The organism is Escherichia sp. WS2035, from assembly GCF_046487065.1.
Lineage (GTDB): Bacteria > Pseudomonadota > Gammaproteobacteria > Enterobacterales > Enterobacteriaceae > Escherichia > Escherichia coli.
In genome coordinates, this window is sequence record NZ_JBJQKD010000021.1 from 1 (window position 1) to 19,446 (window position 19,446).

General features: G+C 52.5%; 18 protein-coding genes and 1 pseudogene. 1 reads left to right on the forward strand and 18 read right to left on the reverse strand.

The genetic code is table 11. The annotated features are described in order from the left end of the window. Positions 1 to 74: 74 nt before the first annotated feature. Entirely contained in the window at positions 75 to 245 is a 171-nt protein-coding gene (locus ACJHX4_RS24005; protein WP_001531603.1) for a DUF6404 family protein, read from the reverse strand. Between the two features lie 128 nt (positions 246 to 373). Between ACJHX4_RS24005 and ACJHX4_RS24010 the strand changes: the two genes are divergently transcribed. After that, positions 374 to 709 carry a colicin 1A immunity protein gene (locus ACJHX4_RS24010; RefSeq protein ID WP_001080729.1) on the forward strand — a complete coding sequence of 112 codons (336 nt, stop codon included), beginning with the start codon at positions 374 to 376 and terminating at the stop codon, positions 707 to 709. 21 nt (positions 710 to 730) lie between these two features. Here ACJHX4_RS24010 and ACJHX4_RS24015 read toward each other — a convergent pair whose 3' ends face one another. The 17 genes and pseudogenes from ACJHX4_RS24015 to traT all read right to left on the reverse strand — a co-directional run bounded on the left by ACJHX4_RS24015 (position 731) and on the right by traT (position 19,446). Beyond that, on the reverse strand, positions 731 to 2,611 hold the full coding sequence (locus ACJHX4_RS24015; protein ID WP_001283335.1) for a colicin Ia central receptor-binding domain-containing protein: 1,881 nt from the start codon (positions 2,609 to 2,611) through the stop codon (positions 731 to 733). Positions 2,612 to 2,796: 185 nt separating this feature from the next. After that, positions 2,797 to 3,645: a 3'-5' exonuclease gene (locus tag ACJHX4_RS24020; RefSeq protein WP_001057989.1), complete on the reverse strand. Its 849-nt coding sequence runs from the start codon at positions 3,643 to 3,645 to the stop codon at positions 2,797 to 2,799. Positions 3,646 to 3,690: 45 nt separating this feature from the next. Next, entirely contained in the window at positions 3,691 to 3,969 is a 279-nt protein-coding gene (gene yacB, locus ACJHX4_RS24025; RefSeq protein ID WP_001384452.1) for a type II toxin-antitoxin system toxin YacB, read from the reverse strand. Next, the gene (gene yacA, locus ACJHX4_RS24030; RefSeq protein WP_000079941.1) at positions 3,969 to 4,238 is read right to left on the reverse strand and encodes a type II toxin-antitoxin system antitoxin YacA; all 270 of its coding nucleotides are present in this window, start codon (positions 4,236 to 4,238) and stop codon (positions 3,969 to 3,971) included. The genes yacB and yacA overlap by 1 nt, the downstream gene beginning before the upstream one ends. Before the next feature lie 915 nt (positions 4,239 to 5,153). Further along, a pseudogene (gene repA, locus ACJHX4_RS24035) lies at positions 5,154 to 5,982 on the reverse strand (incFII family plasmid replication initiator RepA). Beyond that, positions 5,975 to 6,049, reverse strand: coding sequence for a RepA leader peptide Tap (tap, locus tag ACJHX4_RS24040; protein ID WP_001365705.1), 75 nt, complete (start codon positions 6,047 to 6,049; stop codon positions 5,975 to 5,977). The pseudogene repA and the gene tap overlap by 8 nt, the downstream one beginning before the upstream one ends. Positions 6,050 to 6,273: 224 nt before the next feature. Next, complete coding sequence (locus ACJHX4_RS24045; protein ID WP_000083819.1) at positions 6,274 to 6,534, reverse strand: replication regulatory protein RepA; 261 nt, start codon at positions 6,532 to 6,534, stop codon at positions 6,274 to 6,276. A gap of 239 nt (positions 6,535 to 6,773) precedes the next feature. Then, complete coding sequence (locus ACJHX4_RS24050; protein WP_000766816.1) at positions 6,774 to 7,364, reverse strand: DUF2726 domain-containing protein; 591 nt, start codon at positions 7,362 to 7,364, stop codon at positions 6,774 to 6,776. A gap of 38 nt (positions 7,365 to 7,402) precedes the next feature. Beyond that, positions 7,403 to 7,612 (reverse strand): hemolysin expression modulator Hha, encoded by a 210-nt coding sequence (gene hha, locus ACJHX4_RS24055; protein WP_001514235.1) that lies wholly within the window; start codon positions 7,610 to 7,612, stop codon positions 7,403 to 7,405. 45 nt (positions 7,613 to 7,657) lie between these two features. Further along, entirely contained in the window at positions 7,658 to 8,119 is a 462-nt protein-coding gene (locus ACJHX4_RS24060; protein WP_001514236.1) for a thermonuclease family protein, read from the reverse strand. Positions 8,120 to 8,363: 244 nt separating this feature from the next. Continuing rightward, the gene (locus ACJHX4_RS24065; protein WP_001371875.1) at positions 8,364 to 8,576 is read right to left on the reverse strand and encodes an ANR family transcriptional regulator; all 213 of its coding nucleotides are present in this window, start codon (positions 8,574 to 8,576) and stop codon (positions 8,364 to 8,366) included. A 132-nt stretch (positions 8,577 to 8,708) separates the two neighbouring features. Then, positions 8,709 to 9,269, reverse strand: a complete 561-nt coding sequence (locus ACJHX4_RS24070; RefSeq protein ID WP_000840464.1) for a fertility inhibition protein FinO — start codon at positions 9,267 to 9,269, stop codon at positions 8,709 to 8,711. A 102-nt stretch (positions 9,270 to 9,371) separates the two neighbouring features. Beyond that, positions 9,372 to 10,232 carry an alpha/beta hydrolase gene (locus ACJHX4_RS24075; protein ID WP_000704522.1) on the reverse strand — a complete coding sequence of 287 codons (861 nt, stop codon included), beginning with the start codon at positions 10,230 to 10,232 and terminating at the stop codon, positions 9,372 to 9,374. 58 nt (positions 10,233 to 10,290) lie between these two features. Continuing rightward, positions 10,291 to 11,037, reverse strand: coding sequence for a conjugal transfer pilus acetylase TraX (gene traX, locus ACJHX4_RS24080; protein WP_000205766.1), 747 nt, complete (start codon positions 11,035 to 11,037; stop codon positions 10,291 to 10,293). A gap of 19 nt (positions 11,038 to 11,056) precedes the next feature. Beyond that, on the reverse strand, positions 11,057 to 16,309 hold the full coding sequence (traI, locus tag ACJHX4_RS24085) for a conjugative transfer relaxase/helicase TraI (protein ID WP_021533534.1): 5,253 nt from the start codon (positions 16,307 to 16,309) through the stop codon (positions 11,057 to 11,059). After that, positions 16,309 to 18,462: a type IV conjugative transfer system coupling protein TraD gene (gene traD / locus ACJHX4_RS24090; protein ID WP_001514238.1), complete on the reverse strand. Its 2,154-nt coding sequence runs from the start codon at positions 18,460 to 18,462 to the stop codon at positions 16,309 to 16,311. The genes traI and traD overlap by 1 nt, the downstream gene beginning before the upstream one ends. Before the next feature lie 252 nt (positions 18,463 to 18,714). Further along, the gene (gene traT / locus ACJHX4_RS24095; RefSeq protein ID WP_000850424.1) at positions 18,715 to 19,446 is read right to left on the reverse strand and encodes a conjugal transfer complement resistance protein TraT; all 732 of its coding nucleotides are present in this window, start codon (positions 19,444 to 19,446) and stop codon (positions 18,715 to 18,717) included.

Here is a 19,446-nt window from a genome sequence, read left to right on the forward strand (position 1 = left end):
GGCGATTACGTCTGGCGGCAGAGCCGCAGACTGGAAGACGGGAAGTTTCGGCCCTTACGGATGCCCGGAAAACCTTAGCGTACGATTTTTTCCGAATTCTGCGGGCTCCCCATAAAGGGTAATGGCGGAAGCCGGATACCCAGCCGCCAGAGAATACACAGAAGAGGAGGGGCATAATTGCTCCGCCACATCTTTTTGCTGTCCATCAGGGCAATGGCCCGGGCTTTTTTCTGCTCAAAGGTCACAGGAGCACCTCCGTTCCATGATGTAAACGTGACACAGCTTATTGTTATTGATTATTATTATCATGCTGTGGTTATGTTGTCATGCATCAGTACACTGACAAAAGTGCAAAAGAAAGGAAAACAGGCAGATGAACAGAAAATATTATTTTAATAATATGTGGTGGGGATGGGTGACGGGGGGATATATGCTGTATATGTCATGGGATTATGATTTTAAATACAGATTACTGTTCTGGTGTATTTCTCTCTGCGGAATGGTTTTGTATCCGGTTGCAAAATGGTATATTGAAGATACAGCTCTGAAATTTACCCGGCCTGATTTCTGGAACAGCGGTTTTTTTGCTGATACACCTGGAAAAATGGGATTGCTTGCTGTTTATACGGGTACTGTTTTCATATTATCTCTTCCGTTAAGTCTGATATATATTCTTTCTGTTATTATAAAAAGGCTGTCTGTAAGATAGACAGCCTGTCTTATATTTTATTTAAATACCCCAGAACTTATTCGCTTTTTCCACAAGCGATTCATCAATCAGCGCACCGGTGACAGCCATCAGTAAACCATACCCGATAATGCCTAAAGCGCTTCCGGTAAGAATACTGAAGACCAGTGCAACAAGAGCCGTTGCGGCATTGCCTGCTATAATGGCTTCTGTTTTAACAAAAAGAGGACGCCAGTTCTCTGTCCGGACACCCTTACCAAACTCAGTGATCCAGTCAGCAAGACTTGTAAATTTTCCTGCATATCCCAGTCCCCGACTGAATCTGTTCAGATTAGACGATATATCAGACAGCTTCACTGACTCAAGGGCTGCGGCAATCGCTGCACGATCTTTTGCATTAATTTTTTTGTTAATGTCAGCCCGGTACTTTTCATACGTTTTTAATGCCTCTTCAACATTACGTATTTTCTTCCCTTTAGCCTGCCCGGCCATCTCTCTGGCTAACTGCTCAGCTTTTGCACCATATTTTTCTGAAACTGATTTCAGGAACTCTGTTGTGAAATTAATTGCGTCTTTCGTTGCCTTCAGTTCATCCTGTTTTCTTTTCTCTTCCGCTATCTTCTGATTGATGCCGGCAAGCTGGTTACGGATATTCTCTTTTTCCTTCAACAGGGCATTAAGAGCGTCATTTGCATGCTTTTGCTCATTTGTTCTGGCACTGAGGTTATTTCTCGCAGAATTTACCGCAGATTCAGCAGAGGTGATTTTATTTCTGGCATCAAGCAATCTTTGCCGTAACTTATCCCATTCAGCAACTTCAGCATTATAAATTTTCTTGTCACCTTCCACATCCTCTGTCACCACCGGATTCCGGTCATTCAGAATATTGCGTTTATAGTCCAGACCGGAATGGGTCAGAAGATAATTCAGGTTTGCACGGTTATCGATGACTGCGCTGGTTGTGATTTTTATCGTACCGGCAAATCTCGGATCACCGCTCACAACAATAGAATGATTTGTTGATGAACGCCCCGGGAATTTTTCAGGGGAAACTATCGTTTTGCCGTCAAGCGTGTTTTTCTGTTGCGTCAGCTGTTGCTCAGCTCTGGTTAATGCATTACGGGCCGTGTTAAGCGATTCCGTCACTGAACTGAGTTTATTCCGGGCCTCTGAAATGGCCCTGTCATTCCGTGTCTGCTGCCCGAGCAGACGGGCCTGTTGTGCATCAAGAACGGCAAGGGCTGCCCCGCCATTTTTTTCCAGCTCTGACAACCGCGTGTCCAGAATACCTTTTCTGCGCTCGTATTCAGCAAGCATATCAGCGGCCTTCTTGTCTGCGTTCTGCGCATCCTTCTGCCGTTTTTCAGCCTGTTCGATTAACGACCTGGCCTCCCGGGGAGATATACGAAGAGAATCAGCATCAGCAAAGAGCATCCGGCTCTCTGTATGCAGCCGGAGGGCATCATATCCGGCGATTTCAGTACGGAATCCGTATTCTCTCAGCTCTGCCTGCAGGAGTCTGAACTCCTGTCGTGTAATATCAGCGGCATCTGCGTTTCCGGCACGGAGTGTTTTCAGTGTGTTTTCATCTTTTTCCCTTGCAGCAATCGCCGCAGAGAGGCGTTTTGCGGCTTCAGTACGCTTATTCTCATTCTCTTTCTGCTGCGCGCTGAGCGTCATTTTGTACGCTGTGATTTCCTTGTCCCTTTTTTCGATATCACTTCGGGTTGGGGAATCATCGACCCACTCGTTTCCGCCCCAGATGGTTTTGTTCCCGAAGGAACTCCATGCAGGCGGGGTACCATGAAAGACATCGACACGTGGAGGGTTTACATAAATATCAACGGCCATAATTTCATGGCCATCTGAATCATACCCCAGCGATTCTGCACCGGGATTTGTAATACGTACAGGGTCAGACATTCGGTATCTCCTTCATCCGCTGAGGAAAACAAATGAATTAACTGCTTACGTATGTGGATACATATACAGTATTAATTTATTAAGGAGAAAATGGCATGTCAAGATTTAATGATAGTGATTATCATTAACATGAAGTGATTTTACGTCTGGATAACGTAAATGATTGCGGTATACAGGCCAGGCGGTCAGATTTTCAGCCGTGCCTGTTCCTGCAGCAGTTCCAGATGATATGCAGCAATAGCGTTTACCACCCCTGCCGTCATCCGTGCGTCGGCGATCGCTGAGTGTGCCTGCCCTTCCCAGGTCAGTCCGGCCTGGCTGGCAGCACAGGCCAGTGAAATCGTGCCATAGCGGTTGGTGGCCCCATAATATCCTGCAGCCAGCTCCATCGCACAATATACCGTCAGTTCTTCCAGCCAGTCAGCCGGATCGCTATGTGCGGCAGCAGTCTGTTTCAGAATGCGGATGTCGAACCGGGCATTAAAGATAATTACTGGTCGGTCCCCGATTGCATGACGCAGTTGCCGCGCCACATCTGTCCATGATGGTGCGCCGCAGAGAGCCTGCTCGCTGATACCATGCACAGCGGCGGCCTGCGCCCCGATGGCGACCGTGGGCTTCAGCCTGGTTTCAAATACCACCTGACCGGACGCATCGGTCAGGCCGATTTCCAGAGCTTCCGCGGTATTGTCCAGTCCTGTCGTTTCAGTATCCAGAAAGAGCGGTGCCAGACTCAGCCAGTCATATGCCTGCCGTGCCATCCGGCCACTGGTGCTGTTAAGTCTGGATAAAACGGAAAGTCGCTGGCCAGCCAGAAGTTGTTTACTCGTCAGTGGGCGTTTCTCACGCATCGGAACACAGTCTGCAATTCGGTATACAGCGAACCTGCCACCATAAGTGTTTTTATACCACTTAACCGGCTCAGCACCGGGGGCTGGCTTCATTCTGAATTCATCGCGCAGCCGTTCTTTCGAGAAACACCTGTCTTCGGCAATCGCCTGCGCACGTCTGGTGGCCAGCTCATCATTATTCATGGTTCTTGCATCTCCGTCAGACCTTTTTATATCCGGACAGCCCCTCTATGGCCACTTCTGTGCAGTATGCAATACACGCAGGATATACACTTTTCCCCACTGGCTGTCGACCTCATAAACCAGAACAAAATGCGGGTGAATAACCAGTTCCCGGGTACCTTCCACACGACCGTTGCGGCCTTTATACGGCTGCCCGGCCAGGCTGCTGGCTGAATAACCAATCCGTTCGTCCAGTTCAATGGCGGCCATCAGGTTCTGCTCCGCAATGTACTCACGAATGCGCTTCCTGTCCTGGCTGGCCAGCATGGTCCAGAATATCTCCATCATTTACCGGCGACTTTCCTGCTCATTTCATCCCGCCATGCAGCAGCGGAAGATTCGACCATGTCATGGGGAAGCACATCGCCGCGCTCGAGTTGCTGACGTCCTGCCTCAACCTGGTCACGGAACCAGGTATTATGCTGCCGTTCCACGGTCTGGCGCATAAAATCCCGGATTAACTGAGAGCCATTACGGTCCATGCTTTTTGCAGCGGCCATAAAAGCATCCTTCAGTTCAGCGTCAATTCTTAAACTCATATTAACCTGTGCCATTTATCACCTCGTCATTACTACGTATATACACAGTATATAACGATTCAGATATCGTCACCAGAATATGCCGCGTCAGCGGCATGGAAGGCGGCACTCTGTTGTTGCATATGACACAGGAGTAAAACCGCCGAAGCCCGGCGTAAGCCGGTACGGACTGATAGATTTCACCTTACCCATCCCCAGCCCTGCTAGGCCATATCCGCTTTCAGCCATGATAAAGCTTCTGTGCGCGGTCGGAGTGGTCCCGACGAGGGTTTACCCGAAGTCGGGGCGTATCTCCGCGTTAGCGGGCCGTCAGGGCCGCTTACGAGCGTGTACTCAATACTTTCAGCGAGAAGACTGACAGCCATGATGGAGTATAGTTACAACATTCATAATTAAAAGCGACTCTGTTCCGGCCCGAAGGGCCGGGGCGGGGCCGCTTTTCAGTTATGAGGGAGGGGCTTTGTGGTTTCAGTTCTGCGCTGGTTCGGGGTTTTTCTGGAGGTTGGTTTTGTGTGTTGTAACTAAAGTGGCTCCGGTTGGGGCCCGCCGTTTACGGTGGGAGGTGCATATCTGTCTGTCCACAGGACAGGCAGTGAATAGGTTTTCTTTTTAAATGAATGTAATTAAGTAGTTTAAAGGAGATATAAACAGGTGTTTAAAAGATACATTGCACCCTGTAAGACTGGCGGCTGGCGCTTTATGACATGAACGGTTGTAACCTTATGGGGAAGTCCATTGTAGTTAAATGTGGATAAGCAAATTTCCCCGTCTGTGAGGCGTGTTTTGTATCAAAAACAGGAGGGACCGGATGCACCTGAAGGTGGATGATGAGGTTGTTTTTTGTATGCGGTGCTGTTTTTTTGTTCGCTGACAGGCTTCAGGCGTGCAGATGCCTCCGGTGCGGGCCGGATTATTCAGAGGAGGTCACTTTCAGGGGGAAGCTGTGGCCAGCCGGCTGTAATTACGGTTACGTGACAGAATCATGCGCTCTTTCACACGACGCTCCACTTCGCGTTTTACCGCCTCACGATTGGCAGTGAAGCGCCCTTCCGAGATTTCACGCGTCAGCTGCCGTTTCACCAGGGTGACGATATCCTGACGTTCCCTGTTCGCATCACGACGCGCACGGGCACGCTTTATTCCACGGGACTTAAGCTCTGTCTGGTAACTGCGGAAACGCTCACGCACAAAACGCCAGGCTTTCGCTATCAGTTCATCCATACCCAGGGTATCCAGTCCCTGCTTTTTACGCTGTCTGTTTTCCCATTCAACACGACTGCGGCGCGCAGCAACCACTGCATCCTCAGACACATCAAGGGCGGCAAATAGCGCCGGTGTGAACGTGATATCGGTCGGAATGTAGCACCCGATAAGCGGATCATATTCCGTCTGGTAGGTAATCAGTCCCAGCTCTGCAAGGAACGTCAGGGCTCGGGTGGCCCGGGTGATGGAGAGTTTTCCGGCAGCAGACTCCGTCGCCAGTCCGCACTCAATGGCCAGCGTAGTGATGGAGCACTGGACGCGGTTGGCCAGCGGGTCATAGTGAAAACACAGCCCCTGCAGCAGCGCATCAATAGCCCGTCGACGCAGCACCGGTGGCATGCGCCACATGAATGGCGAAATCAAAACGGGAGGTGAAGCCCACCGCCTTTTCCATCAGTTTTTCGCAGAACTTCAGCGTTCCGGCACCTTCACGGGGAGTGAACACCGGATTCGGGTTCTTTACCTGGCGGTAATACGTTTGGTGAAGATCAGTCACACCATCCTGCACTTACAATGCGCAGAAGGAGCGAGCACAGAAAGAAGTCTTGAACTTTTCCGGGCATATAACTATACTCCCCGCATAGCTGAATTGTTGGCTATACGGTTTAAGTGGGCCCCGGTAATCTTTTCGTACTCGCCAAAGTTGAAGAAGATTATCGGGGTTTTTGCTTTTCTGGCTCCTGTAAATCCACATCAGAACCAGTTCCTTGCCACCTTACGGCGTGGCCAGCCACAAAATTCCTTAAACGATCAGTAATCTAGCATGCTACGCCACAAAGTAAAGTCTTTACTTTAGTATATCCAGTCTCTGCAGTTCATCTTTGATGATTTTCTCAACGAACTGAGCCTGTGTTATCCCCTCTCTCTCGCAGTACTCAACCATGAGATCTTTCAGAGGATTTTTGACAAAAACTTTTATCTCTTTGTGTGTAAGACGTTTTCTTGCAACAGCGGCCATTTGTTTCTCAGAGTCAGTCATAGGCTTACCTCTGCGCACAAACCGCTTTTGACTCAATGAGGAAGTCACTGCATTTTCTGTCTGCGACATCTCGCCTCCTCAATACTCAAACAGGGATCGTTTCGCAGAGGATACTACAGTTTTTTGAAATCAGCGACTTGAGAATTGTGACGAAGATCTGTGTTGGCGCACAAATCAACGGGGATTACTGTCGTTTAATGTGATTTAAACTGTGAAATAGTATGGTTTTCAGTTATAGAAACGCCGGGAGCGGGGAAAACTTGCTTTTTCCCGTTTCCGGGGTTGGACAACTGAGCAACGCGAAGGCGTCAGCTACGATGTTCCGGGGACTGCTGATCAGCCCCTGTTGTATTCAGCCATTCTCCGGTCATCTGCAGCAGTTTTCTGGCATCGTGGCTTCTGAGCAACGGAATACCAGCCTGCCTCAGAACCTCTTCCAGAAGAATATCCCGGCGTCTGCGTTCCGGTCGTAAATGGCTGGCATCATCCAGCTCTACTGCTGCAACAATACTGAACGAACGCCGCTCAACGATAACCACATCAACATGCCACTGAGACACCATCCTGAATAACTGCCACCACTGGCGTGATCGTGGCCGGATATTCCCGTTCAGCTGGACGATATCCGCGACCCGTACCTGCGGACACAGATACCACCGCTTCATATCCACAATTCTGAACAGTCCTTTCATAAAACTGACTTCCCTTTCTGTCAGCAGCGTCTTCTGACGTTGCCAGCATTCACCGCTGGACAGTATTCGCTCTGCATCACCGGTCCGTATACCTGCCGCATGCAATTGCATCAGCAAAGGAGAATGCTGATTTACACTTCTGAGGATAATCCGGATAAGTAACGCTGCAATAATCAGAACAATAAGAATAAAAATAATCAGCTTCATTGTTTATCTGCTCCTGGTAATTAATTATTGCTGAATTATTACCTTACATATTTCCATATTTCTTTTGGTATACTGTCATATAACTTTCCGGTGATTAATTCTGCTAACCGGTGATCTGCTGCTGAATTAAATGATTCACGTTCACTGTTCGATAAACTGTCTCTGTTTTTATGAATAATTTTTTCCAGCGTATTGACTGATGAACATCGCCGTAACTGATACAGCCATTCCTGTTTTGTTTTTGCCATTTTTATTCCCGCTGAGAACAAATGAATGATAGGATTGCCATCGCTTTATTTACGGTGCCTCCATATCCAGGGGGGAACCGGATCAGCATCTGACCAGAGCCCACGTTTTTGTTGTCTGGCTTCGTTCTGAAGGACAGGCAGCACGGGATCTGTGTTGTACTGCTCATATACCCAGGCAGCCCCGGCCCGGACCATAAACTGATTAATATTCATTCCGTCTGGCGCATAAACCTGCCCGAGAATACGACCATAACGATCTCGCTGAAAATATGTGACGGTAACCGTTTTTCCTGCAACCAGTGATTTCATCATGTCTGTCGACCACCGGCCATAATCCTGTTTCTTTTCCGGCGCATCAATATTTACCAGCCTGATCCGCACCGCCTTCCGTGAGTCCATGACCTCGATGGTATCACCGTCCAGTACACGAACAACCCATCCATGAATATCTGCACACAATACCGGCCATGAAAAGATAAATAATACCAGTGGAATATATTTCCTCATGTTATTCTCCGTATCAGATAAATAGCACCTGTATTTCAGGCATCCTGAATATTGCAGCACACACTGAATAACACCTTATTTTGTGAAATTAATCACAAAATATAAAATCACGACTTAATACGGAAAAAACTCTGTGCTACTCAGAACTGTCCGGTCATACTGCCCGACCGGATATTAAAAAAAGCAAATCTCATGCATTATTCAGCCTTCTGAATCCCTGGAGTAATGAAGGCTGCTTTTTTCGTTACACCCTTCCCCGGCAGCGCCGGTGGCAGTGTTCAGCCCTTTTTCGGGCAAACTGCTGCCAGTCTGTCCGGGGTGCAACACCGGCAGCCCGTCGCCATGCTTCTGCCGCTTCCATCCAGCGTCCACTGACTTCCAGAATAACGGCCCGGCTTCCGGCACGCTGGTAACGCCAGACCTGACCGTTCCGTGAACTGTTTCTGAATCCATTCATCTTTATCACTCCTCTTTAACCCGCCAGTATTATGGTGTTAAATAATCTACTGAATTGGCTTCCTTTCGGGTACGGAAGTTATTTCCTTTTAAGCCTTATTTCCCTGCCTCCTCTCTCTGAGGGAGGCTTTTTTTATTTCTCATCAAGCACGGCCTGAAGTTCTGCCTTTATCCGGTTCTGGCGGCGGATTTTATCCAGACGCGCTGCCGCATACGCTTCCTCCTCCTGAGAAATATGCTCCGTCACATACCCTTCCGTGTCATACCGGCAGGCACCGGCTTTCATGGCACACAGATAGCTTTCTGAACGGGTGATGGCCTTCAGCGCCCTGCGCAGCTTTTTATGCGAGAGCGGGATATTCCGCTGTGCCACGTCTTCCAGTAACACGTCCCGGATACCGCAGGCCAGAAGCCGGGGCGTGTCACCGTCAAATAATCCCGGCCACCAGGGTTTCAGGGTGTTCACGGCCTCATCCAGCGTGGGCAGGTTCAGATAAATGGACAGCGCCTGTCTGGCCTGCGCTTTTTTTGCCGCCAGCTCCGCTTCCCGGGCTGCTTTCTCGGCCAGCTTCTGCTTTTTCACCTTCCATTTTGGTGGCGTGGTGACATTGATGATGGTTTTCCGGCTGCGGACAGGCGTCTCTCCTTCCGTTTTCCGCTTCAGTGTCAGTACCGGTCGTTTTTGCTCTGCCATGCTTACTCTGACCTTCGTGAAAATATGCCCTGCAGGCCGTTGAAACAACTCATCGTAACAGGAAGTTAATTTCAACGACCTTTAACGTATAAATACTGACAATTAAAGATATTGTTTAAACCATTGTGTCTGCACAGCTACTACACGTTCAAAAAACGCGCCCTCATAAATATCATAATGGCATGCATCAGCTTCCTCGTATAATTCCTTAGTACCAGAAGCAACAGCATCATATAATGCTCTTCCCTGTTCCGGTGGATTAACGCTATCCTGGCCGGCAATAACAACCAAAACTGGGCACTGGACGCTGGCTGCACTCTCTGCCGGTTTATATTGCAACGTTTCCATGACCGTAAGGAAAGGTATTTTTATATCCATTTCGGGATGCCGGGCTTTGATTTTCTCGAAGAATACCTTCGATTCATCATCACTTAGTACCCGTGTAACCCCCACAAACATCTCTTTCCCGGTGTTTTTCTTCTTCTCTGCCATTTTATTCAGCGTGGATAGAAAAGACGCTCTCTCCGATTCATTCATCTCTCCGGTAACCAGAACATCACCGTCAGCAAAAGCCAGCTGGCTGACAATACATTTTACGCGTTGGTCCTGCGCAGCTGCACTGAAGACATGCCCCCCTCCCAGCGATGTTCCCCATAACCCAATACGCTGATTATCAATACATTCCTGCTTTTCTGCCCAATTGATAACTGAAATAATATCTTCGGTCTGCATTGCAGGAACCAGACGCCCTCGTTCTCCATCACTCTCACCGAATCCTCGATAATCAAAAGTAATCGTTGCGAATCCTGCTTCTGTGAAGGCATTCGCAAAGCAAGGGAGCAGAACATTCCTGATACCGCAAAACCCATGGCATAAGATAATCAAAGGATGTTTTATATTTCCTTCAGGAACACGAAATGTCAGGGCAATACCTTCAGAGAGTTTGTGATCCGTAATTTTCATAAATATCCTGTGTTATGTTGTTTATTAATAAGCAGAATCAGCGTCAGTATCATACCAGTCACAACGCCAGAATGCCCAGCACAGCCAGATGACAGCCATAGAACGTCGGGAAAAAATCTCCGGGCCAGAAACGGGGTAATGATTTTCCTGCACGCGACACCAGACCAACGGTCAGCACCGTCATCACAAGACCAGCTACAGCCGCCGCATCACTGGAGGCAAGGTTAAGTGCCGGAATCACGGCCAGCAGGCATGCAACCAGCGCCAGACGTTCCGTTCTGTCTTCCGCCCGGTACAGCCGGTGACTGACTGCCAGCATCAGCAGCCCGGTAATGCCGTAACTGGTGCCGGACAAAGGCCCCCACAGTGCCATCAGGAGTATGGCCGCAGCAGTACGCCACAAGCTGCGCGTCTCACACCACGTCAGCACCTGTGCCGCCACTGCAAAGGCAAACAGGATATTCCCCTCATACCACGGAAAGCCGGCCAGATAATACGAGAACTGGGCAATCACTGCCCATCCCCACAGCCGGTTAATGGCCACCTGCCGGATATGCGCATGACGGGACAGATTCCGCCCCCACACCAGGGCAAACAGCGGAAAGGCTCCACGCCCGGCCAGAAACATCCACGTCTGGTCCAGATGCAGAATGCGGTTTGCATGGTCCAGTACCATCAGCACCAGTGCCACCGTTTTGATGATATCCCGCTGTCCGGGTGACCAGACCAGCAACGACTGCAACCAGGTATCGGTCCGGGCAGCCAGTGAATCGTTACGTGTCGTGTTCGTGTTATCCGTTGTCATCAGCGTTTATCTTCCTGTATCAGTCTCCGCCCAGGGTTTTCTCTTTCTGCAGGTCACGAACCATATCCCGCTCCATCTGCTGCAGACGCTCCTGCAGCAGGTTTTCCCGGGCAACCTCGCGGACCGCTTCCCGTTCCCGTTGTGGTTCACGCAGTACACTCTCCGGCAGCGCGGCTTCCCGTTCAGTTATGGCAGCCCGGTCACGCTCCTGCCCGGTAATCTCCCTGACAGCCTGCTCTGTTTTGCCGTCCGGCAGGTCAGGTTTGTTCTCTGCCATTTTACGGACAATTTCATCCGCACGGCGTTCCGTTTCACGGCGGATGGCCTCTTCAGCCTGCCGCTGTGCCAGTACCTCTGCCGTGATCGGTTCGCCATTTCCGGCTCCCGGCTGGACGCTGTTGTCCGGGATATCCCCCCACACGCGGCCACCGGTGATGGCACCGGGATTCCACGGACGGCCTTCACCGGCGATTCTCACCACCACACCGCTGTCGGGGTTATCACGGGCAATCCGGACGCCATCCTGCATGTTATCCGCCAGCAGGCTCTCGCCGTTACGGCTGCCCTGCAGGGCCACGAACTGCGCATCCCCGCTGCCTTTCACCCGGCCTTCACCACTGAATCCCCGCAGCCCGTTTCCGTCATCCGTGGTCAGCGGGTTCAGCCAGATACCGGCTGACTTGCCGTTACGGTCAAACGCCGGCAGTGCCACATACGGCTGCGGATATTTGCGCCCAGGTGCAATAAACCGTGCCGGACTGTCCCCCCCGGCAAGTCCCGCCTGACGAAGAACGGCGCGGCCTGCCGCCACGTCCCGCAGTTCCCGTGCCGTACTGAACAGCCGCTCTGCATTCATAACCTCCCGGTCAGACCCCGGCTCCAGCACATCGTGGGCAGTTCCTTTCTGTACGGCATTGTTGATGGCATCCGTCCAGCCCTGACGGTTATCGGTGTACACCTGCACATGCTGCTTCATACGCGACAGGGCCACGTAGGCCGACTCAAAGCCGGCCATCTGTTTCCGCCCGCCTTCCGTGCCTTCAAGCGCAATGGCAAAGGTTTCACTTGCCCCCTGCGCACCGTGGGCGGTGATGGCATAGGCCAGGTCAATATGTTGCTCTGCCCGCTCCTGACCGGGGCGAATCACCCGGGTCTGCTGTCCGTCCGACAGCGTGACACTGTCACCGGAAACCGCTGTCACCGTCCAGACGCTGTTGGCCACATAACCGCGCTCCCGGTCACTCTTCGTGAAGCGCATCCGGTCACCGGTTCCCACCCGGATGGTGTCCGGGGTGTACAGTGTGACGCCTTCAGCCACCGCCTCCCGGGGCGAAATCAGCCGCGTGTTACCTTCCGCATCCTCCAGGGTTATCAGCCCGTCATCCTTGCTGATACCGGCAATCCGGTGATACACACTATCCACCAGGGCAAGGGCATCCGGGTTATTCTCCCAGGTGGAGAGACGACGCAGTTCTCCGTCACGTATATTCGCTGTGTTCAGGACAGGCACCATGACCTGCTCTTTCCCCAGCTCACCGGCCTTTTCCCGTGCATCATGAATCATGCTGTTCAGTACGCGCCGGTCCTCATTCAGGTGTGTGACAATCAGCGTCTGCTCCCGTGCTTCCGGTGTCCTGCCGGTATAGTCGCGGACAATGGCTTCATACAGTGTCATGGGGATATCCGGGAAAGCCTCGCCTTTCAGCATCGCCTTCTGCTGCGCTTCTGCCAGTTTCGCTTCCTGGCTGTGACTGAACTCCGTCACGGAGTGCTCCGGTGCCCATGCGCCCTCCTGACGGGGAACCTGAGACGGTTTCACACTCTCAAGCCCGGACAGTGCCCTTTCCACATCCCGGTTAATCAGGCTGTATACCGCCTCCCGCAGTTCCGGCGTCTGACGCACAATCTCCTTCATGATGGCCACATCGGCAGCACTGCGCGTCTGCTGGAGACGGAAGGGCTGACCGGGCGCGATGGCCTGCAGCTGGTCCGTATCACCGCTGGCCACGGCACGACCACCACCGGCCGCAATCAGGGCGTATGCCCGTGCCATGTCGGTATTGCCCACCATTGAGCTCTCATCGAGCAGGAACAGCGTGTTGCTGAAATCCGGCGTTTCTCCGCTGCGCTGCAGCAGCTGCGTGTCATGCAGAAAGGACGCCAGCGTCTGTGCATCCACGCCGGCGCTGCGCATCTCACCGACCGCACGGTGCGTGGGCCCCAGCCCCACGACACGGGGACGTTCACTCTCCGGCAGCATGTTCACGGCTGACATCACCGCCCGGAACTGTGTGGTCTTACCCACACCGGCATAGCCCTGCACCACCGTGAAACGGTCGGACGTTTCCAGTATCATGCGGGTAGCGGCACGCTGTCCTGATGTCAGTTTCTCCATGAGTTCGCCAGGTACTCTCTCCATCAGCGGCGTGACCGCCTCCTTACCTTCGAGAATATGGCGAAGAATGCTCTTTTCTGCCTCATACGACGCACGGGAAACCAGCAGGCCTGTGCCATAGCCTTTTGCCACATCCACATACAGTAAATCACCGCGTTTTATCTGCGCATTGATTTCCCCTCCCAGTTCAGTAAAACTGGTTCCTTCTGCAGCAAACGACTTCACCTCTGTCAGCAGGTCCACCATGCTGAAGGCCAGGTTTTTACTTTCCACCACAGGAAGCGCCAGATGAATAGCCTGCTGTGCCGGCGTGTGAAGCCAGGCTTTCTGCAGACTGATAGCGGTTTCCAGCAATGTCTCACCGGCACGCGCCTTTATCTGCTCAGAAACCACCGTAAAGGAGGGATGGCGGGCAAGTTTTTCCGCAGTACGGGTTTCATCCAGTGAGGAATACAGCCGGACATCACGACCGCTGCGGGCCAGACCGTTCAGGGTGGCGTTGTCCATTGCCATCTGTGTGACGGAGGCAAAAACCTTCGCACTGTCGCTGACGGAATGCCCGGGCGTTTCCACCCAGCCGTTCTCCAGCTTCAGTGCCGTGAACGGTGAATCAGCCACAGGCAGGGTGGCCGGTTCAGCCCGCCCCGGCACAACAACCGTCATCGCATCTTCACTGACGGATGCCACCTGCAGGCGGTCACCGCCGGAGACGCGGAGTCCGGGAATTTTCCCTGTCACCCTCAGACGCTCGCCGTCTGCCACCGGCATTTTTTCCGGCCGGAACAGCGACCAGCTGCTGTCCAGAGAAGAAATACGCACCACCTGCGTTTCACCCTGCGCATCCCGCAGGGTCAGGCTGTGACTCTGCGCCGTCACCCGGTCTATCACATAGCGGTCATGACTGCGTGTCTCCGGGTTCCACTGCTCCATCACCATTCCCGGGCGGTACATATCCCGCAGATAACGGCTCCGGCTGTCCAGCCAGACCGGTGACAGTGCCGTCATGGTCACCTCCTGATGTCCGAGCACGCCCTGTGTTTTCAGCTCACTGCGAATGGCCTGTGTCAGTATGGCCTGTTCCCGTACCCCGCTGACCTGTGCCACGCTCTCTTCTCCGGCTTTCACGCTGGCCGCAAAATCTCCTGCCAGCCGGGCATAGCGGACATTACGGTCCGGTTCACTGATGATGGTGGCCGGTCGCTGTTCTCCCCCCTGCCAGCGATATGTGTTCACCCCGGCATCCTTCATGGCCATCAGCGCACTGCCTGTACCGGTTCGCTGCCCGCTGTCGGTTATCAGGACCTGTACGTTATGACGTGCGGCACCGTCCAGCAGGGTTAACGTCTCTTTCAGGGAGAGTTTTTCGCCCTGGTCAACGATAACAGTACTGCCCGGCGTGAAGGCCATGCCTTCCAGCAACTGACGACGTCCGGTTATCAGCTCACCGGACAGCCGTTCATCCTGCTTCAGGTTCATCTGCGAGCGACGGTCAGCAGCGATAATCTGCACCTCCCGCCCCTGCTCCCGGACCATCATGACCAGTTCAGCCACCCGCTCACGCTGCCCGGACACAATGGCCAGCGACGGACGGTCCTGTGCCAGAACACTGACCGCATCGCTGTAACCAGCCGTCCGGGGGACACTTTTCTCCGGATGTACGGTCACCCGGTTCTGTTTCATGATGTCACGACTGAGTGCCCGGACTGACAGCTCATCGAGCACATGAATCCCGGACGTGAACAGCCCCTTCTCACGATCGAGGGGAATGAGCTGCTCACGGCTGATGGCCTCATCGATACCGGCGCGGGCCCGCTCAATCACACCATTTTCCGGCGGCAGTATGCCGACCGTTCTGGCCAGCACGTCCGTGTACGTAAACTGCACTTTTCGTTCACTTAATCCGGCAATGGCCTGTGTCACCGCCTGCTGCACATCCGGCCCCTCCTGTGAAACAGCCCCGGGCGCCTGCGTGCGGGTCTCCGCACGCTGATCCGCCGCGTCACGATATGCCCGGATGTCGAACCCGGTTTCCTTCAGCGTCTGCATCCATTCAGCCATTCTGACTTCAGGATCGACGTGCTGTTTGGATTTTCGCGTATCCAGTGCCGCCACATCCCGGGATTTCAGCGAGGCATCTTCCCCGACGGCCTCCCGGATTGCCTGTGAGCGTCCGGAAAAGGCCTCCACCGGTACGCCCGGCATCTCCCACATACCGTGCTTACCCACCACTTCGGTTTCATAGCCCAGCGCCTCAACCTGCTCTTTCAGTTTTTCCCGGTAGAGCCTGCCAAAGGTAATCTGATTAGCGTACACATTCTCAATGAACCCCGTTTTCCCCACTTTGTCACTGCTAAGTGTCTTCCATTCGCCGTTATGCTGCGTGACATTAGCCACCACCGCATGCGTGTGTAACTGTGGTTCCTGATCGCGACTGGTGTCGTGGTTAAACAGTGCCATCACCAGATTACCGGTCAGCACCGTTTCTGACTGTCCGTCCGTCATCACCCGTGTGGAGGCCAGCGCCTCCACCTGACGAACAGCAAAGTCCACGGCCTGGTTATGTGCATCAATCAGGCGCTTATCGCCACCTAACATGGCCATCATGGAGACACTTTTGGGGGCGGAGAAGGTCAGATCGTAGCCGGGACGATGCCTGTTACTGCCATCCTGCATGCGGCTTAGATCCGCTCCGTCCGGCAGCCTGCCCTCCAGAAGACGGGTAAAAACATCCTTATCGACACTGCCCTGCAGTCCCAGCTGTTCAGCCCCCCTGCCGGCCCAGCGTTCTCCCATGCTGCCCAGCACATAGTAATTATCCTTGTCGGTATAATAGTTACCGGCACTTCCGGCCGATCTGACCTGCGCGATACTCATCATCAGAAATCATCTCCCGGCTCAACATCCTCCCCGCGCTCCCGGTGCACATTAATGTTCACCTCTTCACGACGCTGCATCTGCTGCTGGATGTCCGGATGATTTTCCTGTTGCCATGCCTCATAAGCGGCCATATCCACCACTTCACCGGATTCACTGATCCCGGGTGGCAGTTGCTGTTCCATCTCTTCTTCCGGTTTCATTTTCAGCTCCTGCTCGATCCCCCCTGCCGGAACATTCACACCTGAATCTGACTTCTTATCGTTGATGGCAGGAGACACCGGCTGTTGCGGCTGTTCAGCCTGAGTCACGTCTTCTCCGGAAACAACCTCCGGCACATCCGGTTTGAAGAGGCTGGCCATCTGACGACCTTCTGCTTCCCTTGCGGCAAGTACGGCGCTCAGGCGGTTCTCCATTTCCGGGTTGATGTCACGCGGAATAAACTCAGGGGCAACCTTCGGACGTGCCTGATATTTCAGTGAGAGTTTTACTGCCGGATACGGTCCGGGCAGGGTGACATAACAGGTCAAATCCGGCAGAGACTGAATGTCGGAATAACTGACCAGCGTCTGGCGCTCCATATCCTTACCGGTCGATACCCCGTCACGTACCGGATCAGCACCGTAGGAGTACTGCTCGCTGGCTTTCAGGTGCTCTTTCTCACCAATCTCACCGGCAGCGAACTCTGCAATCTTATGGCTGGGAGAACGGAAAAAGGCACGGGTGTTCATGACGTCAAACAGCGTGGCAGCCGCTTTCTCACCGTAGATATCTTCCAGCTGGGCATAGGACTGGATACCAAACACATAACAGCCACCGAACTTACGGGCTTCCGGCAGGATCTCCACCAGGTCCGGCAGTTTGTGTAACGTGGGTAGCTCATCACAGAAAAACCACACACGACGGTTACGGTTTTCTCCCATTGCCAGCAGACCACGAATGGCAATGGACAGCCACATGGAGATCACCGGCTTCAGGGAGGCATGGGTGTCGGCATTCGACGAGATAAACAGCCAGCCGTTTTTCTGATCTTCCCGGACACCCCGCATCCAGTCACGGATGGTAAAAGACTCACCGTTATGCTCAATCCCCTGCAGGTAACGGATGGCTTTCACGTAGTTGGTCAGCACAGCACGGATGGAAATCGCCGTTTTCTCAATTTTCTCTTCCACCAGGTTGGCCGCCGGTGAATTACGCAGGAAGGTACGCAGTTTTTCGATTTTGATGGAAAGCAGTGTGTCCACCAGTTTGCTGTAGCTGCGGTTGGGGTCATTACGCATCAGGTACGCCGCTTCCGCAAAAATGGTACGTCCTGAACCCTGCCAGAACGGGTCCTCTTTTGTGCCCATCGGGATCAGCGTGTTCGCGGTATTATCAAAATCCGGCTGTGTCAGGCACTCCTTCCACAAATCCCAGGCGGCACAGCGGGCATCCAGCGGATTCAGGATTTTATCGATGGAGGGATCATAGTAACTTTTAACAAATTCCCCTGAACGGTCATAAATCACCACCATATCTCCACGCTGACGGGCGTAGTTGGCCAGACGACGGATAACTTCCGACTTACCGGCCCCGACCGTGCCGTGCAGACAGAAGTTCTGGATTTCGGAATCCCGGATAATCGGCAGGTCGCCAATCCGGATATCGGAGTCCTTGCCGTCTTTTTTCAGCATCCGGGCAACGTCTTTCGGGTTCTCCGTCAGCTGACGACCACCTGTGACTTCATTTTCGCTCTGTTGTTTACCCTGACGCCCCAGAATCCAGGAGACAACAAAGAAGGTAATCAGGCAAATAACCAGTGCCACAACTGTAGCCAGAACGAATGCGGACCATAGCTGCTCTCCGCACCAGATCATATATTTATCATGCAGTACCTGAGCAGCGTTCATCCGGAAGGTTTTGCCGTAATACTGGATCTCATATACCGGCTGGGACTTGATTAAATCCCGCATGCCTTCCAGCGTGGTACACCACCAGTAAATACAGCCGTTCACAAACGTCTGCCAGCTTATTTTTACCCATAAAACCAGACCAACGAGTATCCAGAAAAAAATAAACAGGCAGTAAAGCATGATATTGGCGATCTGGCTGAACATGCGGATACGCATGGACGCAATCTGACCGCCCTGGGTCATATCCTTTGCGTTAAAACTCATGATGATATTCCGAAGAAAAAAAGTCAGTCGGACTGATTATTAATGATGAAAAGATTAATAACCGTTAAATTCCGGCTTCGCCGGCAACACTTCACGGTCGCACAAAGAATTTGCACAACCGCTCAGTGTTTTCATATTTATTTCGGAAACGCCGGGGAGAAATAAAATTTATTTTATTTCTTTCCGGGGTTGGACAACGAGCAAAGCGAGGCGTCAGTCAGGAGGCCGGTCAGACCAGCCTCCGGAAGATAATCAGAGAATATTTGCGATTGATTTGGCCAGCTGGTCTTCGAGAACAGGCTTCGCCTCTTCAAATTTCAGGTTAACCTTGTTCGCATTTGAGACCACACGGGTCTGGTATTTATGCTGGTTACCTGTTTCAGTACTGGTCTGAATTTTCGCACCTGATGTGCCCTGACGCAGGGCGGCAACATTATCCGTTGTCACCGTTGCCTTAGTACGCTCTGCAATCTGCACATCCGTGATCATGGTATAGTTCACATCTTCCACCATCGCATCTGCAGCCATACCCACCAGACCGGCAGCAAGGCCCACACCGAGTGTGGCACCGGCAGAACTGGAATTATATCCGGTGATACCGGCACCTAACGCTGCACCAACTGCTGCGCCCTCATAACCACGGTTCAGCCATCCCTGAGACTCCCGCAGATCCATCTTATCGGCCTTCAGCACATTCGCCTGAATCCAGTAGTAGGCTTTATCCGGAGAAGTCACCACCTGATATCCTTTTGCTTTCACAGCATCAGCAATTTTGCCCTGCAGCCCACTCATGTCTTTATCAGACGTGTTTTTGATCTGCAGAAATACCGTGCGTTCGCTGGCGGGTTCAAGCCAGATGGTCTCACTCATCTGAGTCTTCACCTCAAGGTTACGCTTCTTGATTGCTGTGCTCATCGCACCACACCCTGAAAGGGCCAGAGTGGAACTGACCAGTGCAACCATCATCAATTTTTTTGTTTTCAT

Excerpts from the sequence above, each read along its gene's own strand:
- ACJHX4_RS24010 (WP_001080729.1), top strand. The coding sequence starts at position 374 with ATGAACAGAAAATATTATTTTAATAATATGTGGTGGGGATGGGTGACG.
- ACJHX4_RS24015 (WP_001283335.1), bottom strand. The coding sequence starts at position 2,611 with ATGTCTGACCCTGTACGTATTACAAATCCCGGTGCAGAATCGCTGGGG.
- ACJHX4_RS24020 (WP_001057989.1), bottom strand. The coding sequence starts at position 3,645 with ATGAATAATGATGAGCTGGCCACCAGACGTGCGCAGGCGATTGCCGAA.
- yacB (WP_001384452.1), bottom strand. The coding sequence starts at position 3,969 with ATGGAGATATTCTGGACCATGCTGGCCAGCCAGGACAGGAAGCGCATT.
- yacA (WP_000079941.1), bottom strand. The coding sequence starts at position 4,238 with ATGGCACAGGTTAATATGAGTTTAAGAATTGACGCTGAACTGAAGGAT.
- ACJHX4_RS24045 (WP_000083819.1), bottom strand. The coding sequence starts at position 6,534 with ATGTCGCAGACAGAAAATGCAGTGACTTCCTCATTGAGTCAAAAGCGG.
- ACJHX4_RS24050 (WP_000766816.1), bottom strand. The coding sequence starts at position 7,364 with ATGAAGCTGATTATTTTTATTCTTATTGTTCTGATTATTGCAGCGTTA.
- hha (WP_001514235.1), bottom strand. The coding sequence starts at position 7,612 with ATGGCAAAAACAAAACAGGAATGGCTGTATCAGTTACGGCGATGTTCA.
- ACJHX4_RS24060 (WP_001514236.1), bottom strand. The coding sequence starts at position 8,119 with ATGAGGAAATATATTCCACTGGTATTATTTATCTTTTCATGGCCGGTA.
- ACJHX4_RS24065 (WP_001371875.1), bottom strand. The coding sequence starts at position 8,576 with ATGAATGGATTCAGAAACAGTTCACGGAACGGTCAGGTCTGGCGTTAC.
- ACJHX4_RS24070 (WP_000840464.1), bottom strand. The coding sequence starts at position 9,269 with ATGGCAGAGCAAAAACGACCGGTACTGACACTGAAGCGGAAAACGGAA.
- ACJHX4_RS24075 (WP_000704522.1), bottom strand. The coding sequence starts at position 10,232 with ATGAAAATTACGGATCACAAACTCTCTGAAGGTATTGCCCTGACATTT.
- traX (WP_000205766.1), bottom strand. The coding sequence starts at position 11,037 with ATGACAACGGATAACACGAACACGACACGTAACGATTCACTGGCTGCC.
- traI (WP_021533534.1), bottom strand. The coding sequence starts at position 16,309 with ATGATGAGTATCGCGCAGGTCAGATCGGCCGGAAGTGCCGGTAACTAT.
- traD (WP_001514238.1), bottom strand. The coding sequence starts at position 18,462 with ATGAGTTTTAACGCAAAGGATATGACCCAGGGCGGTCAGATTGCGTCC.
- traT (WP_000850424.1), bottom strand. The coding sequence starts at position 19,446 with ATGAAAACAAAAAAATTGATGATGGTTGCACTGGTCAGTTCCACTCTG.